This is a genomic window from Serratia montpellierensis (assembly GCF_020858655.1).
Classification (GTDB): domain Bacteria; phylum Pseudomonadota; class Gammaproteobacteria; order Enterobacterales; family Enterobacteriaceae; genus Serratia; species Serratia montpellierensis.
This window is the reverse complement of the sequence record NZ_VOSN01000005.1, coordinates 762,400-776,411: the sequence shown is the minus strand read 5'-3', so window position 1 is coordinate 776,411 and position 14,012 is coordinate 762,400. Positions and strand designations below refer to the sequence as shown.

The 14,012-nt window shown below is 59.6% G+C and carries 14 protein-coding genes and 1 tRNA gene; 2 read left to right on the top strand and 13 right to left on the bottom strand.

Translation table 11 applies throughout. The annotated features are described in order from the left end of the window. The first annotated feature begins 242 nt into the window (after positions 1-242). Positions 243-725 carry a zinc ribbon-containing protein gene (locus FUU19_RS09115; RefSeq protein WP_025301844.1) on the top strand — a complete coding sequence of 161 codons (483 nt, stop codon included), beginning with the start codon at positions 243-245 and terminating at the stop codon, positions 723-725. A gap of 40 nt (positions 726-765) precedes the next feature. Here the strand turns inward: FUU19_RS09115 and FUU19_RS09110 are convergent, their stop codons facing one another. The 12 genes from FUU19_RS09110 to miaB form a co-directional block, all read right to left on the bottom strand. Next, positions 766-1,470: an FMN-dependent NADH-azoreductase gene (locus FUU19_RS09110; RefSeq protein ID WP_197775643.1), complete on the bottom strand. Its 705-nt coding sequence runs from the start codon at positions 1,468-1,470 to the stop codon at positions 766-768. Positions 1,471-1,618: 148 nt separating this feature from the next. Continuing rightward, entirely contained in the window at positions 1,619-2,551 is a 933-nt protein-coding gene (gene rihA / locus FUU19_RS09105; RefSeq protein ID WP_230490110.1) for a pyrimidine-specific ribonucleoside hydrolase RihA, read from the bottom strand. A gap of 115 nt (positions 2,552-2,666) precedes the next feature. Then, the gene (locus FUU19_RS09100) at positions 2,667-3,392 is read right to left on the bottom strand and encodes an amino acid ABC transporter ATP-binding protein (protein WP_025301847.1); all 726 of its coding nucleotides are present in this window, start codon (positions 3,390-3,392) and stop codon (positions 2,667-2,669) included. Next, positions 3,392-4,066 (bottom strand): glutamate/aspartate ABC transporter permease GltK, encoded by a 675-nt coding sequence (gltK, locus tag FUU19_RS09095; RefSeq protein ID WP_025301848.1) that lies wholly within the window; start codon positions 4,064-4,066, stop codon positions 3,392-3,394. Before gltK ends, FUU19_RS09100 begins: the two co-directional genes overlap by 1 nt. Next, entirely contained in the window at positions 4,066-4,806 is a 741-nt protein-coding gene (locus FUU19_RS09090) for an amino acid ABC transporter permease (RefSeq protein WP_019454074.1), read from the bottom strand. The genes gltK and FUU19_RS09090 overlap by 1 nt, the downstream gene beginning before the upstream one ends. Before the next feature lie 213 nt (positions 4,807-5,019). Beyond that, positions 5,020-5,916, bottom strand: coding sequence for an amino acid ABC transporter substrate-binding protein (locus tag FUU19_RS09085; protein WP_141970413.1), 897 nt, complete (start codon positions 5,914-5,916; stop codon positions 5,020-5,022). Positions 5,917-6,306: 390 nt separating this feature from the next. Beyond that, a complete protein-coding gene (gene lnt, locus FUU19_RS09080) occupies positions 6,307-7,836 on the bottom strand; it encodes an apolipoprotein N-acyltransferase (RefSeq protein ID WP_102984138.1) in 1,530 nt (509 codons plus the stop codon). Between the two features lie 7 nt (positions 7,837-7,843). Continuing rightward, positions 7,844-8,722 (bottom strand): CNNM family magnesium/cobalt transport protein CorC, encoded by an 879-nt coding sequence (gene corC, locus FUU19_RS09075; protein ID WP_025301851.1) that lies wholly within the window; start codon positions 8,720-8,722, stop codon positions 7,844-7,846. Positions 8,723-8,807: 85 nt separating this feature from the next. Beyond that, positions 8,808-9,281 carry an rRNA maturation RNase YbeY gene (ybeY, locus tag FUU19_RS09070; protein WP_004939970.1) on the bottom strand — a complete coding sequence of 158 codons (474 nt, stop codon included), beginning with the start codon at positions 9,279-9,281 and terminating at the stop codon, positions 8,808-8,810. Further along, positions 9,278-10,333, bottom strand: a complete 1,056-nt coding sequence (locus tag FUU19_RS09065; protein ID WP_004939969.1) for a PhoH family protein — start codon at positions 10,331-10,333, stop codon at positions 9,278-9,280. Before FUU19_RS09065 ends, ybeY begins: the two co-directional genes overlap by 4 nt. Before the next feature lie 234 nt (positions 10,334-10,567). Next, positions 10,568-10,903, bottom strand: a complete 336-nt coding sequence (locus FUU19_RS09060) for a zinc ribbon domain-containing protein YjdM (RefSeq protein WP_004939967.1) — start codon at positions 10,901-10,903, stop codon at positions 10,568-10,570. A gap of 118 nt (positions 10,904-11,021) precedes the next feature. Next, the gene (gene miaB / locus FUU19_RS09055) at positions 11,022-12,446 is read right to left on the bottom strand and encodes a tRNA (N6-isopentenyl adenosine(37)-C2)-methylthiotransferase MiaB (protein ID WP_141970409.1); all 1,425 of its coding nucleotides are present in this window, start codon (positions 12,444-12,446) and stop codon (positions 11,022-11,024) included. 197 nt (positions 12,447-12,643) lie between these two features. Here miaB and ubiF point away from each other — a divergent pair, with 197 nt between their 5' ends. Then, positions 12,644-13,825, top strand: coding sequence for a 3-demethoxyubiquinol 3-hydroxylase (gene ubiF, locus FUU19_RS09050; RefSeq protein ID WP_230490111.1), 1,182 nt, complete (start codon positions 12,644-12,646; stop codon positions 13,823-13,825). 88 nt (positions 13,826-13,913) lie between these two features. Here the strand turns inward: ubiF and FUU19_RS09045 are convergent. Then, positions 13,914-13,988: transfer RNA gene (locus FUU19_RS09045), tRNA-Gln, on the bottom strand. Between the last annotated feature and the right edge of the window lie 24 nt (positions 13,989-14,012).

Below are 14,012 nucleotides of genomic sequence, written 5' to 3'. Positions count from 1 at the left end.
AGGCAACGCAATGAACATTTAGTATTCGTAGATCCGCATAGCATAGCTGATAAGACCTCCCGGCAACAACTCCAAGCGCCTGACTCGGCGCATTTAAAAAAAACGCCGCCATGACGCGGCTCACAACCTGCGGATCCCGCGTCTTGCCAAGTGACATCAGTCATTTACGGCTAAAATAAGAACAAGTAGCTTAGGGGTATCCCTACAGCCAAGTCCGGCGCAGCGTTTATCGAGGAGAGTCTATGAACAAGGTTGCTCAGTATTACCGCGAATTGGTGGCATCGCTGACCGAACGCCTGAAAAACGGTGAGCGCGATATCGACGAACTGGTGGCCAGCGCGGAGCGGCGGTTGAACGAGGCCGAAGATCTGACCCGCGACGAGGTGCGGCAGGTGACGCAGGCGGTGCGGCGCGATCTGGAAGAGTTCGCCCGCAGCTATCAGGAAAGCCGGGACGAGTTTACCGACAGCGTGTTTATGCGGGTGATCAAAGAGAGCCTGTGGCAGGAACTGGCGGATATCACCGACAAAACCCAGCTGGAGTGGCGCGAGGTGTTCAAGGATGTCAGCCACCACGGCGTTTACCACAGCGGTGAAGTGGTGGGGCTGGGCAATCTGGTGTGCGAGCAGTGCCATTACCACCTGGCGTTCTACACGCCGGAGGTGCTGCCGCTTTGCCCGAAATGCGGTCACGACCAGTTCCAGCGCCGGCCGTTTGAACCTTGATGACGTTCCCCGCCAGGGCGGGGAACGCTAAGACCGGCGTTTAACGGAACAGTTTCTTCAGCAAGTTGCTCAGGAAACCGCCGCTGACGGCTGCCGGGGCGGCTTGCGCCTGCGCCGGTGCGCTGGCCGGTACGGCGACGCCGGCCGGGATTTTCTGCGCGACCGCGATGCGGCTGTCCTGGGCGGCTTTCTCCGCCGCTTCCGGGCCGTAGGCGAAGCCTTCCGCCAGCACGAATTCAACGTCGGTGATGCCGATAAAGCCCAGGAACAGCTTCACGTACGGCGTGATCAGATCCGTCGGCGTATCGGCGTGGATGCCGCCGCGGCTGGAGATGACGATCGCTTTTTTGCCCGTCACCAGCCCTTCGGCGCCGGCGGAGGTGTAGCGGAAGGTCTGACCGGCGCGGGCGATCAGATCGAAGTAGATTTTCAGCTGCGTTGGAATGTTGAAGTTGTACATCGGGGCGCTGATGATCAGCGTGTCGTGCGACTTTAGCTCGGCAATCAGCTCATCGGACAGCGCCAGGGTGCTCTGCTGATGCGGCGTCAGCGGTTTGTCGCCGGCGGTAAAGCCAGCCATCACTTCGCCATCCAGCTCCGGCAACGTTGGGTTGGCCAAGTCGCGCACGGTGAACGTGTCTTCAGGATGCGTTTCACGCCATTGTTCAACAAAAAAATCGACTAATTTTCCAGACTGGGAATATTCACCCAGAATACTTGATTTCAGGACCAGTACGCGGCTCATTGGCTTATCTCCAGGCGAAGTTTAATCGGTAACGATGTCAGTCGGTGTAAACGCATGGTAGAGGCAAGCCATGAACAGTGATAGCGCAAAAATTCGCTGAGTTAAATCAAAAAAGTTGAATGAGGGGCGCGGGCACGCCCCGATGGGATCAATAACGCGCCAGGCGCTCGGCCAGCAGATCGATAAAGCCTTCGCGGTTGATGCTGGTCAGCACTTCCACGTTGGCCGCGTTGCCGGTTTGCTGGAAATAGTCCACCACCGTCATGCCGACGGTGTATTCCCCTTTGGTCTCCACGCCGACCCAGCGTTCTACGCCGGTGAACAGCTGCGGCGCCAGCAGCCAGGCGATGGTGCAGGGATCGTGCATTGCAGCGCCGGGCAGGCCGCGCGGATGGCTGAGGTACAGCGGCAGGTAAAAATCGAGCATCTCCGCGACCGCCTGCGCGACCGGATTGTCTATCTGGCGAATGCGCTCGATATCCTGCGGCAACACCAGCGCCTGATGGGTGAGGTTCAGCCCGGCCATGGTCAGCGGCACCCCGGATTTCAATACCATTTCGGCGGCTTCGGGATCGACGAAGATGTTGAACTCCGCCACCGGTGTGGTATTGCCGGCGTTCATGCCGCCGCCCATAAATACGATGCGTTCGATGCGGCTTTTCAGCTCGGCATGCTGGGCCAACAGCAGGGCGATGTTGGTCATCGGGCCGGTCACCACCAGGGTTATCGGCTGCGGGCTGGTGCGCAGCAGGTCGGCGATCAGCTCGACGGCGCCGCGGGGATCGGGTTTGAGGGTCGGCGTCGGCAGGTGGGTGTTGCCCATGCCGGTTTTGCCGTGGACATAGTCGGCGATCACCAGTTCGCGCATCAGCGGGCCGCTGGCGCCGGCGGCGACCGGTATGTCCTCGCGCTGCATCAGGGTCAACAGGCCCAGCGCGTTATGCAGGGTTTTCTCCGGCGTCTGGTTGCCGGCGGAGGTAGTGATGGCTTTGATGTCCAGTTCTGACGAACGCAGCGCCATAGCCAGCGCGATGGCGTCGTCGAGGCCGGGATCGCAATCGATGATAATAGGGCGGGGCATGTTCTTTCTCCTCTGTTTGTTATCCTGCGAGCATCGGATCAAAACCGGGGAGAAACAAGCGCTTTTAGTGCCGGGGGAAAAGATGCGCCCCTGGCGGGGCGCATAGGCAGAGCGTTTAGTGCAGGATCTTGGCCAGAAAATCCTTGGCGCGATCGGACTCGGGGTTGTTGAAGAAATCGTCTTTGTTGCGGTCTTCGACGATTTTGCCTTCGTCCATAAAGATCACCCGATTCGCCACCTTGCGGGCGAAGCCCATTTCGTGGGTTACCACCATCATGGTCATGCCTTCGTTCGCCAGTTCGACCATCACGTCCAGCACTTCGTTGATCATTTCCGGATCGAGCGCCGAGGTCGGTTCATCGAACAGCATGGCGATAGGATCCATACACAGCGCACGGGCGATGGCGACGCGCTGCTGCTGGCCGCCGGACAGCTGACCGGGGAACTTGTTGGCATGGGCGGAGAGGCCGACGCGCTCCAGCAGCTTCAGACCCTTCTCGCGCGAGGCGGACTTGTCGCGCTTGAGCACTTTCACCTGCGCCAACGTCAGGTTGTCGATGATAGACAGGTGCGGGAACAGCTCAAAGTGTTGGAACACCATGCCAACCTTGGCACGCAGCTGCGCCAGGTTGGTTTTCTTGTCGTTGACCGGCGTGCCGTTCACCAGGATATTGCCCTGCTGGATCGGCTCGAGGCCGTTGACGGTTTTGATCAGGGTGGACTTACCGGAACCTGAAGGACCGCAGACGACGACCACTTCGCCTTTTTTCACTTCGGTGGTGCAATCGGTCAACACCTGAAAGTGACCGTACCACTTAGAAACATTTTTCAGGGATATCATCAAACAGTCCTTTTCTTCAAATAGCTTACCAGCGCCGAGGCGGCGAGGCTGATAACAAAATAGACAAAGCCGGCGAACAGGATCATTTCAACCTGGGTGCCGTCGCGTTCGCCGATGGTCGACGCGGTGCGGAAGAAGTCGGCCAGGCTCAGTACGTAAACCAGCGAGGTATCCTGGAACAGTACGATGCCCTGGGTCAGCAGCAGCGGCACCATGGCGCGGAACGCCTGCGGCAGGATCACCAGCCGCATGGATTGCCAATGGGTCATGCCCAGCGCCAGCGCGGCGGAGGATTGGCCGCGCGAGATGCTGATGATGCCGGCGCGGATGATTTCCGAGTAATAGGCCGCTTCAAACAGGGAAAAGGCTACCATAGCCGAGATCAGGCGAATATCGGTTTTCGGCGATAAGCCTAGAACCTGTTGTAATAAGCTTGGAACCACCAGATAGAACCACAGCAGCACCATCACCAGCGGCACCGAGCGGAACAGGTTGACGTACAGGGTGGCGAACCAGCTGATCGGTTTGAACGGCGACAGACGCATCACCGCCAGCACGGTACCCCACAGAATGCCGACCACGATGGCGGTCACGGTGATCTTCAGCGTGATTACCATGCCCTGCAGCAGAAACGGGAAGCTTGGGACGATCGACGCCCAGTCAAATTCGTACATTATTTACTCCCCAGGTTGCCAGGCAACTGCACTTTCTTTTCGACCAGACGCATAAACAGCATGATAACGGCGTTGATGCCGATATAAGCCAGCGTGATGGCGGTAAAGGATTCATAGGCGTGTGCGGAGTAATCCAACAGCTTGCCGGCCTGCGCGGCCATGTCCACCAGCCCGATGGTAGAGGCGATGGCGGAGTTTTTGACCAGGTTGAGCATCTCCGAGGTCATCGGCGGCACGATCACCCGGTAGGCGTTCGGCAGCAGCACGTAGCGGTAGGTTTGCGGCAGCGTCAGGCCCATCGCCAGCCCGGCGGCTTTCTGGCCGCGCGGCAGGGACTGGATGGCGGCGCGCACCTGTTCGCAAACGCGGGCGGCGGTAAACAGCCCCAGGCAAAGCATGGAGGAGACGAAGAACTGCACGTTGGGATCCAGCTCGCTTTTAAACCAGGTGCCGATATTGGCCGGCAGCAGCTCGGGGATCACCAGATACCAGGTAAAGAATTGCACGATCAGCGGCACGTTGCGGAACAGTTCGACGTAACAGGTGCCGAGGGCGGAAAGAAAGCGGTTGGGTACGGTACGCAAGATACCGAACAGCGAACCGACGAAGAAAGCGATAATCCATGCACAGACGGAGAGGGCCACCGTGACCTGAAAGCCGGACCAGATCCAGCCGAGGTAAGTGGTGTTCCCAAACGGGGCCTGCTGCAGGAAGATACCCCAGTTCCAATCTATTGACATAACAAACTCCGGTAAACGGGCGCAGAGCGCCGAAGATTGATGACCTGATGAGCGCCGATCGCCGCGCGGCCAGTCTGGCTGGCTTATTGTGTGCGGATGTCGGTGATGCGCCTTGGGGAAAATGAGGGAGGGGAACGGCCCCCCTCATACCTGTCTGTCCCAGTCATCAACTGGGCCGGTTTGGCCTGGCGGCCGCCCCGGCTGTCATTCTATTTAGTTCAATGCCTTGTCGTTAGGTTCTTTGAACAGCTGTTTCATGTCGTCCGACAGTTCGAAGTTCATGTTGAGGTTTTTCGGTGGAATCGGCTGCTTGAACCATTTATCAAACCACTTGGCCGCTTCGCCTGAGGTTTGCGCCTGGGCGATGGTGTCATCGACCAGTTTCTTGAACGCAGGATCGTCTTTACGCAGCATGCAGCCGTAGGCTTCTTTCGACTGCGGCGTGCCGATGATTTCCCACTGATCCGGTTTCTTGGCCTTGGCGCGCTCGCCCGCCAGCAGGGCGTCGTCCATCATGAAGGCCACCGCGCGGCCGCTTTCCAGGGTACGGAAGGAGTCGCCATGGTCTTTGGCGCTGATGATGCGCATGTTCATCTTGTCGCTGTCGTTCAGCTTGTTCAGCAGCACTTCGGAGGTGGTGCCGGAGGTGACCACCACCGGTTTGCCGGCCAGGTCTTTAAAATCTTTGATGTCAGAGCCTTTTTTCACCAGCAAGCGGGTGCCGACCACGAAAATGGTGTCGGAGAAGGCGGCCTGTTTCTGGCGCTCGAGGTTATTGGTGGTGGAGCCGCACTCGAAATCATAGGTGCCGTTTTGCAGCAGCGGGATGCGGTTCTGCGAGGTAATCGGCAGCATTTTCACCTGCAGGTTCGGTGCATTCAGCTGTTTCTTAACGGCTTCAACGATTTGGTTGGAGTAGTCCTGAGAGTAGCCCACAACTTTTTGTTGGTTGTCGTAGTAGGAGAACGGCACTGACGATTCGCGGTGGCCGACAACGATCACGCCATTGTCTTTGATTTTCTTCAGCGTACCGGTCAGGTCTTCCGCGTGCGCCACGCTACCTGCCGCACCGAGCAGCAGTAACGATAACGCCAATTTACGCATTTGCATGGTCCAACTCCTTTGCTGTTGTTGTGGCTCTGACTAAAGAGCGTCAGGTTAAATCGACTGTTTATTGCTCAAGTTATAAAGATAGTCTTATGAACTGAACGCTGTTAAAAAATAACCGATTGTGAACACCTTGAAACTAAAATGTTTCATTTTTTGAGACGCCGCGCGCACCAAATCAATGCAACAAAACGTCGGCGCACCCGTGCGGTGCGTTCAATGCACCCAAAATGTGCGCAGGTGCGACAAAGCGTCAGCAAAAGTAAACCGGCGCGCGATGTCGCCATAGACAAAGCAAGGAGTGTGCCAGTCGCGTTGATTTAACGGCGTTTTCTGACTGAGGGGGATTTGACGAGAAAGCGGGGCGCGGCGGGCGCGCCCCGGCGAAGAGGACTATTTGCGGCGCAGGCCCAGCATCAGCGCCCAGCCGCCCAGCAACAGGGTCATCACCCACAGCGGCGTGGCGCCGAAGCGCGCGTAAGGGGTGACGCCGGTGGTCGGCGTGACCTTCACTTCGAGTACCTGACGGGTGAACTGCGGGATCTCGGCGATCACCTCGCCATTCGCATCCACCGCGGCGGTGACGCCGTTATTGGTGCTGCGCAGCAGCGGTCGGCCGAGCTCCAGCGCCCGCATGCGCGCCATCTGGAAGTGCTGCCACGGGCCGATGGAGTGGCCGAACCAGGCATCGTTGGAGATGGTCAGCAGGAAGTTGGTGTCCGGGCGGAAGTTATCGCGCACCTGCTGGCCCAGCACGATTTCGTAGCAGATGGCCGCCGTCAGGTTGTAGCCGCGTACGCTGAGCTGCGGCTGTACGTAGTCGCCGCGGCTGAAACCGGACATCGGCAGATTGAAGAACGGCGCGATAGGGCGCAGCAGTTCACCCAGCGGCACGAATTCGCCGAACGGCACCAGGTGGTGTTTGTTGTAGCGATCTTTGGCCGGGTAGCTGTACGGCGTCGGTTCGCCCAGCACGATGGCGCTGTTGTATTCCTGCACGCCTTGCGGGGTGGCGCGTGCATCGACAATCCCCGTGATCAGGCTGCTGTTCTTCGCCCGCATCAGGTCATCCATCATGGTCAGGAAGCCGTTCTGACGCGGCTCGAAGTCAGGGATGGCGGACTCCGGCCAGATGATGATCGGCGCCTTGCCCATGTAGGGGCGCGTTTCATCCAGATAGGTTTGCAGCGTGCTGAGCAGAATGCTCGGATCCCACTTCATCGACTGGGGAATATTGCCTTGCACCATGGCGACGTTCACCGCTTTCTCCGGCTGCGGGGTAAACCACTGCAGCTGGCGCAGCGGCCACGGCAACAGCAGTAGCGCGATGGCGATCACGGCTGCCGAGAGGCGGCGCTGATTGACGGCGTACACCAGCAGGCCGGCGATGGCCATCAGCACAAAGGTGATGGCGTCGACGCCCAGCAGCGGCGCGATGCCTTTCAGCGGGCCGTTGATCTGGCTGTAGCCGAACTGCAGCCACGGGAAGCCGGTCAGCACCCAGCCGCGCAGGAATTCGGTCACCTGCCACAGCGCCGGCGCGGCGATGGCCAGCCGCCACCAGCGGGTAGCCGGCCACAGGCGCGTCAGCAGCCCGGCGAACAGCCCGGTATACAGTGACAGGTAAGCGGCGAGCAACACCACCAGGAAGACGTTGACGGCGAAGGGCATGCCGCCGAAATCGGCGATGCTGACATACACCCAGTTGATACCGCTGCCGAACAGCCCGAAGCCCCAGACAAAGCCGAGCAGGGCGGACTGTTTGGTGGTGCGATTGAGGGTGACGGCCAGCAGGCCGAACAGGGAGACGATGGCCGCGGGCCAGAAGTCGTAGGGCGAGAACGCCAGCGTCCCGCCGGCACCTGACAACAGCGCCAGCAGGGCGCGAACCCGCTGGCGTTCAAGTAATGAGGCTTTAGCCATGTTGGATTTAATCTTCCAGTTTCGGTGGTGGAGAATCGTCCGGAATTTTTACATGAACCTGGATAATACGTCGACTGTCGGCCATGGCAACTTTAAATAGGTAACCTTCGATTTCAATGGTTTCCCCGCGCGCCGGCAGGTGGCCGAAGGCCTGCATCACCAGACCGCCGATGGTATCGACCTCGTCGTCGCTGAAATGGGTGCCGAAGGCATCGTTGAAGTCTTCGATCGGGGCCAGCGCGCGCACGGTGTACATGTGGCGGCTGAGCTGGCGGATATCCAGATCGTCTTCGTCGTCGTATTCGTCTTCGATCTCGCCGACGATCAGTTCCAGGATATCTTCGATAGTGACCAGGCCGGACACGCCGCCGAATTCGTCAATGACAATCGCCATGTGATAGCGCTGGGAGCGGAACTCTTTCAGCATCCGGTCGACGCGCTTGCTTTCCGGCACCACCACCGCGGTGCGCAGCACCTTGTCGATGCTGAACGGCTCGGAGTCTGCGCGCATGAACGGCAGCAGATCCTTGGCCATCAGGATGCCTTCGATGTGATCTTTGTCTTCGCTGATCACCGGGAAGCGCGAGTGGGCGGAGTCGATAATCACGTCCAGGCACTCTTCCAGCGTCTGGTTGCGCTTGAGCGTTACCATCTGGGAGCGAGGGATCATGATGTCGCGCACGCGCTGTTCGGCGATATCCATCACGCCTTCCAGCATGTCGCGGGTATCGGGATCGATCAGGTCGTTTTGTTCGGAATCACGGATCAGCTCGACCAGATCGCCACGGTTTTTGGGTTCGCCGTGGAACAGCTGGTTAAGGATAAGAGTAAAGAACCCCTTCTTGGGACTGGGGCTGTCATTGCTTTGTGAATGGTCGTCGCTCATGGCGTTTTAGTTACTGTCACTCATGTCAGAGTTAAGGGGCGTCAGCGACAGCCCCGCATCGGGGCTGTGGGGTAAACGGCTGACGTCAGACGGGGTCTTTTTCCGCCAGGTACGGATCAGGATAACCCAGTCCGTGCATGATTTCGGTTTCCAAAGACTCCATTTCTTCGGCTTCATCGTCTTCGATGTGGTCATACCCTAGCAGATGAAGACTGCCGTGGACAACCATATGCGCCCAGTGGGCCTCCAGCGCCTTGCCTTGCTCAATCGCTTCCTGCTCAACCACCTGGCGGCAGATGATCAGATCGCCGAGCAGCGGCAGCTCGATGCCCGGCGGGGCTTCGAACGGGAAAGAGAGCACGTTGGTCGGCTTGTCTTTGCCGCGGTAGGTCAGGTTCAGCTCGTGGCTTTCCGCTTCGTCCACCAGACGCACGGTCACCTCGGCCTCTTCCTGAAATTGCGGCAGCACGCCTTCCAGCCAGCGCTGGAAGGTGGCCTCATCCGGCAGGCCGTCGCTGCTTTCACAGGCAATCTGCAGATCCAAAATCACCTGACTCATGGTGTCTCCTGCTCGGAGGCGGCGAGCGCCTCGCGCTTACGTTGTTCGGCAATCGCATCTTTGCGTTTCTGTTCAGCCGCTTCCCAGGCCTCATAGGCGATGACTACGCGAGCCACCACCGGGTGGCGCACCACGTCTTCGCTGTGGAAGAAGTTGAAGCTCAGTTCTTCCACGTCCGACAGCACTTCCACCGCGTGGCGCAGGCCGGATTTCTGGTTGCGCGGCAGGTCGATCTGGGTGACGTCGCCGGTGATGACCGCCTTCGAGTTGAAGCCGATGCGCGTCAGGAACATCTTCATCTGTTCGATGGTGGTGTTCTGGCTCTCATCCAGAATGATAAAGGCGTCGTTCAGCGTACGGCCGCGCATATAGGCCAGCGGCGCGACTTCGATCACGTTGCGCTCGATGAGCTTCTCCACGCGCTCGAAGCCCAGCATTTCGAACAGGGCGTCGTACAGCGGGCGCAGATAAGGATCGACCTTCTGGCTCAGATCGCCGGGCAGGAAGCCCAGCTTTTCGCCGGCTTCGACCGCAGGACGGGTCAGCAGAATGCGGCGAATTTCCTGGCGCTCCAGCGCATCTACCGCAGCAGCGACCGCCAGGTAGGTTTTGCCGGTGCCCGCCGGGCCGATGCCGAAGGTGATGTCATGATCGAGAATGTTGGCGATGTACTGCGCCTGGTTAGGCGTACGCGGTTTCACCATGCCGCGCTTGGTTTTAATGGTGACCGCCTTGCCGTAATCCGGCACGCTGTCGGCCACCTGTTCCAGCACCCGACTCTCTTTGATAGCCAGGTGGATTTGCTCCGGATCGATATCCGGGATCACGCCGCGAATCGGCGCGGTATCCACGTACAGATGGCGCAGGATATCGGCGGCGGCAACCACGCACAGGTTTTTGCCGACCAGCTTGAAACGGTTGTCGCGGCGATTGATTTCAATGCCCAATCGGCGCTCGAGTTGCTTGATGTTGTCATCAAACGGGCCGCACAGGCTGAGCAAACGCTGGTTGTCTGCGGGCTCTAACAAAATTTCTTGTGTTGCGACGTTCAAACTATTCCTCTAGGTCACATCGGGCCTGGTTGATGTCACATAGCGCGTTCGGGACGCGCGCGTTCAGGGCGAGCCTGAATACTCTCTTTCTTGAATTATTCATGGTGCGCCGCAACGGCGCAAGTTTACCGCTGATCTATCTGTGCGCCATCGGCGGAATTCAAGGGAAGATAAGGAAAAAACGCGGCGGGGTGCAAAGCCCGCCGCGTCATCACAGAACAAGGCCGCCGTGAATCAGTTCTTTTTCACGAACTCGGATTTCAGCTTCATCGGGCCGAAGCCGTCGATTTTGCAGTCGATGTTGTGATCGCCTTCGACCAGACGAATGTTTTTCACCTTGGTGCCGATCTTCAGCATCGAGGAGCTGCCTTTGACCTTCAGGTCTTTGATCACGGTGACCGCATCGCCGTCCGCCAGCAGGTTGCCGTTGGCGTCTTTGACGATCAGCGCGTCCTGATCTTCCGCCGGGGCGCTGTCGCTCCACTCGTGGGCGCACTCAGGGCAGATGAACAGGGCATTGTCCTGGTAGGTGTATTCGGAGTTGCACTTCGGGCAGTGTGGGAGTTGCATGTTATGTCGCCTCTTCAACAATAAAAAAATAAAAAAGAAAATCACCGGGCGCGGGCGCCCGGCGGAGAAACGGTAAGGAGTAGCGCGAATGGGCGGCGATAAGGCGGCCGCCGCGGCGTCAGGGCTGGTAAATGCCGACGCCCAGCGCGTTTTCTTTGCGGGTACGGGCGATCACCGACTGCGGGGATTCATGTACGCGCAGATCCATCTGCTGCTCGGTGCGCACCACTGCGCCACGCAGGGTGTTGGTCAGCACCTCGGTAATTTCCACGTCGACGAACTGGCCGATCATGTCGCGCGTGCCCTCGAAGTTTACCACACGGTTGCACTCCGTGCGCCCGGCCAGCTCCATCACGCTTTTGCGCGAGGTGCCCTCCACCAGAATGCGCTGGACGGTGCCGAGCATGCGGCGGCTGAACTGCAGCGCCTGCTGGTTGATGCGATCCTGCAGAATATACAGCCGCTGTTTTTTCTCTTCTTCGCTGACGTCGTCGACCATGTCCGCCGCCGGGGTGCCCGGGCGCGACGAATAGATGAAGCTGAAGCTGACGTCGAAATTGACGTCGGCAATCAGGTTCATGGTTTGTTCGAAGTCGGCCTGGCTTTCGCCCGGGAAACCGACGATGAAATCGGAGCTGAGCTGAATGGCCGGCCGCGCCTTGCGCAGCTTGCGGATAATCGCCTTGTACTCCAGCGCGGTGTGGGCGCGTTTCATCATGGTCAGGATGCGATCCGAACCGCTCTGCACCGGCAGATGCAGGAAGCTGACCAGCTCCGGCGTGTCTTCGTACACCGCGATAATGTCGTCGGTGAATTCGATCGGGTGGCTGGTGGTGAAGCGAATGCGATCGATGCCGTCGATGGCCGCCACCAGGCGCAGCAGTTCGGCGAACGAGCAGATATCGCCGTCATGCGTGGCGCCGCGGTAAGCGTTGACGTTTTGGCCGAGCAGGTTGACCTCGCGCACGCCCTGCGCCGCCAGTTGGGCGATTTCGAACAGCACGTCGTCGCTCGGGCGGCTCACTTCTTCGCCGCGGGTGTAAGGCACCACGCAGAAGGTGCAGTATTTGTTGCAGCCTTCCATGATTGACACGAAGGCAGTCGGGCCTTCGGCGCGCGGTTCCGGCAGGCGGTCGAATTTTTCGATCTCCGGGAAGCTGATGTCGACCACCGGGCTGCGGGTGCCCTGAACGTGATTGATCATTTCCGGCAGGCGGTGCAGGGTCTGCGGGCCGAATACCACATCGACGCAGGGCGCGCGGCTACGGATCAGCTCGCCTTCTTGCGAGGCTACGCAACCGCCGACGCCGATGATGACAGACGGGTTCTTTTCTTTCAGCAAGCGCCAGCGCCCCAGCATGGCGAAAACTTTCTCCTGCGCCTTTTCACGGATCGAGCAGGTGTTCAGCAACAGCACGTCCGCCTCTTCGGCGTTTTCGGTCCACTCGAAGCCGTGCGTGCTGTTTAACAGGTCGGCCATTTTCGATGAATCGTATTCATTCATCTGGCAGCCCCAGGTTTTGATATGTAGTTTTTTCGTCATTGACTTGCCATTACTCAGTGCGGAGCGAAAGTTGCGTTACGCGACATGCAGGGCGCGTATTGTAATCATTTGCCGCCGTTGTGACCAGCGCGGGGGAAAATGGCATGCGACCTGAAGCCGGAGCGAAAATCCGGTACACTGCGCAAAACGCCATGCCGGGTGGGATGGCGAGCATTCACACAGAAAACATAGCCAATATGAAGACATCTCAAAATCGGTATGACGCGGTGGTGCTAGGTGGCGGCATGGTCGGCGCGGCGGCGGCCCTGGGGCTGGCGCAGGCGGGCTGGTCGGTGGCGTTGCTGGAACATCAGGCGCCGCAGGCGTTCGAGGCACAAAGCCCGCCGGATCTGCGCATTTCCGCGATCGGCTGCACCTCGGTGGGGCTGCTGAAACAGCTCGGCGCCTGGCAGGCCGTGACGGCGATGCGTACGGCGCCGTATCGCCGGCTGGAGACCTGGGAGTGGGCGTCGTCGCGCGTGGCGTTCGACGCGGTGTCCCTGGGGCTGCCCGAGCTGGGCTTTATGGTGGAAAACCGCATTCTGCAGCTGGCGCTGTGGCAACAGTTCGCGCAGTGCGCCAACTTGACGCTGCTGTGTCCCGCCAGGCTGCAATCGCTGCAGCGGGCGGACAATGCCTGGCAACTGATGCTGGACAGCGGCGAAACGCTGCAGACGCGCTTGGTTATCGGCGCCGACGGCGCCAACTCGCAGGTGCGCAAGCTGGCGGCGATCGGCACCAACGGCTGGCAATATCGTCAGGCGTGCATGTTGATCACCGTCGATACCGGCGCGCCGCAGCAGGATGTGACCTGGCAGCGCTTCTTCCCGTCCGGGCCGCGCGCCTTCCTGCCGCTGTACGACAGCTGGGCGTCGCTGGTGTGGTATGACAGTCCGCAGCGCATTCGCCAATTGCAGGCGATGCCGCCGGCGCAGCTGGAGCGCGAAATCGCTACCGCTTTCCCGGCACGACTGGGTCCGGTCAAGGTGCACGCTGCCGGATCGTTCCCGCTGACGCGGCGTCATGCGCAGCGCTACGTGCTGCCGGGGTTGGCGCTGCTGGGGGATGCGGCGCATACCATCAACCCGCTGGCCGGGCAGGGCGTCAATCTGGGGTATCGCGATGTGGATGCCTTACTGAACGTGTTGAGCGAGGCGCGGGATCAGGGAGAGGACTGGAGCAGCGAGGCGGTACTGCTGCGTTATCAGCGTCGCCGCCGTACCGACAATCTGCTGATGCAGAGCGGCATGGATCTGTTTTATACCGCTTTCAGCAATAACCTGGCGCCGCTGAACGTCGCGCGCAATTTGGCGCTGATGGCCGCGCAGCGGGCGGGCAAGCTGAAAGAGCATGCGTTGAAGTACGCGTTGGGATTGTAACCGCCAGGGGCTCAGCTGCGGCTGGGCCCGTTAGGATGGGCTGAACGCCAGACAGCAAAAAGCCCGCCGAAGCGGGCTTTTCTAAATATGGCTGGGGTGCCAGGATTCGAACCTGGGTATGCTGGTATCAGAAACCAGAGCCTTACCGCTTGGCGACACCCCAATTATGGTGGCTACGACGGGATTT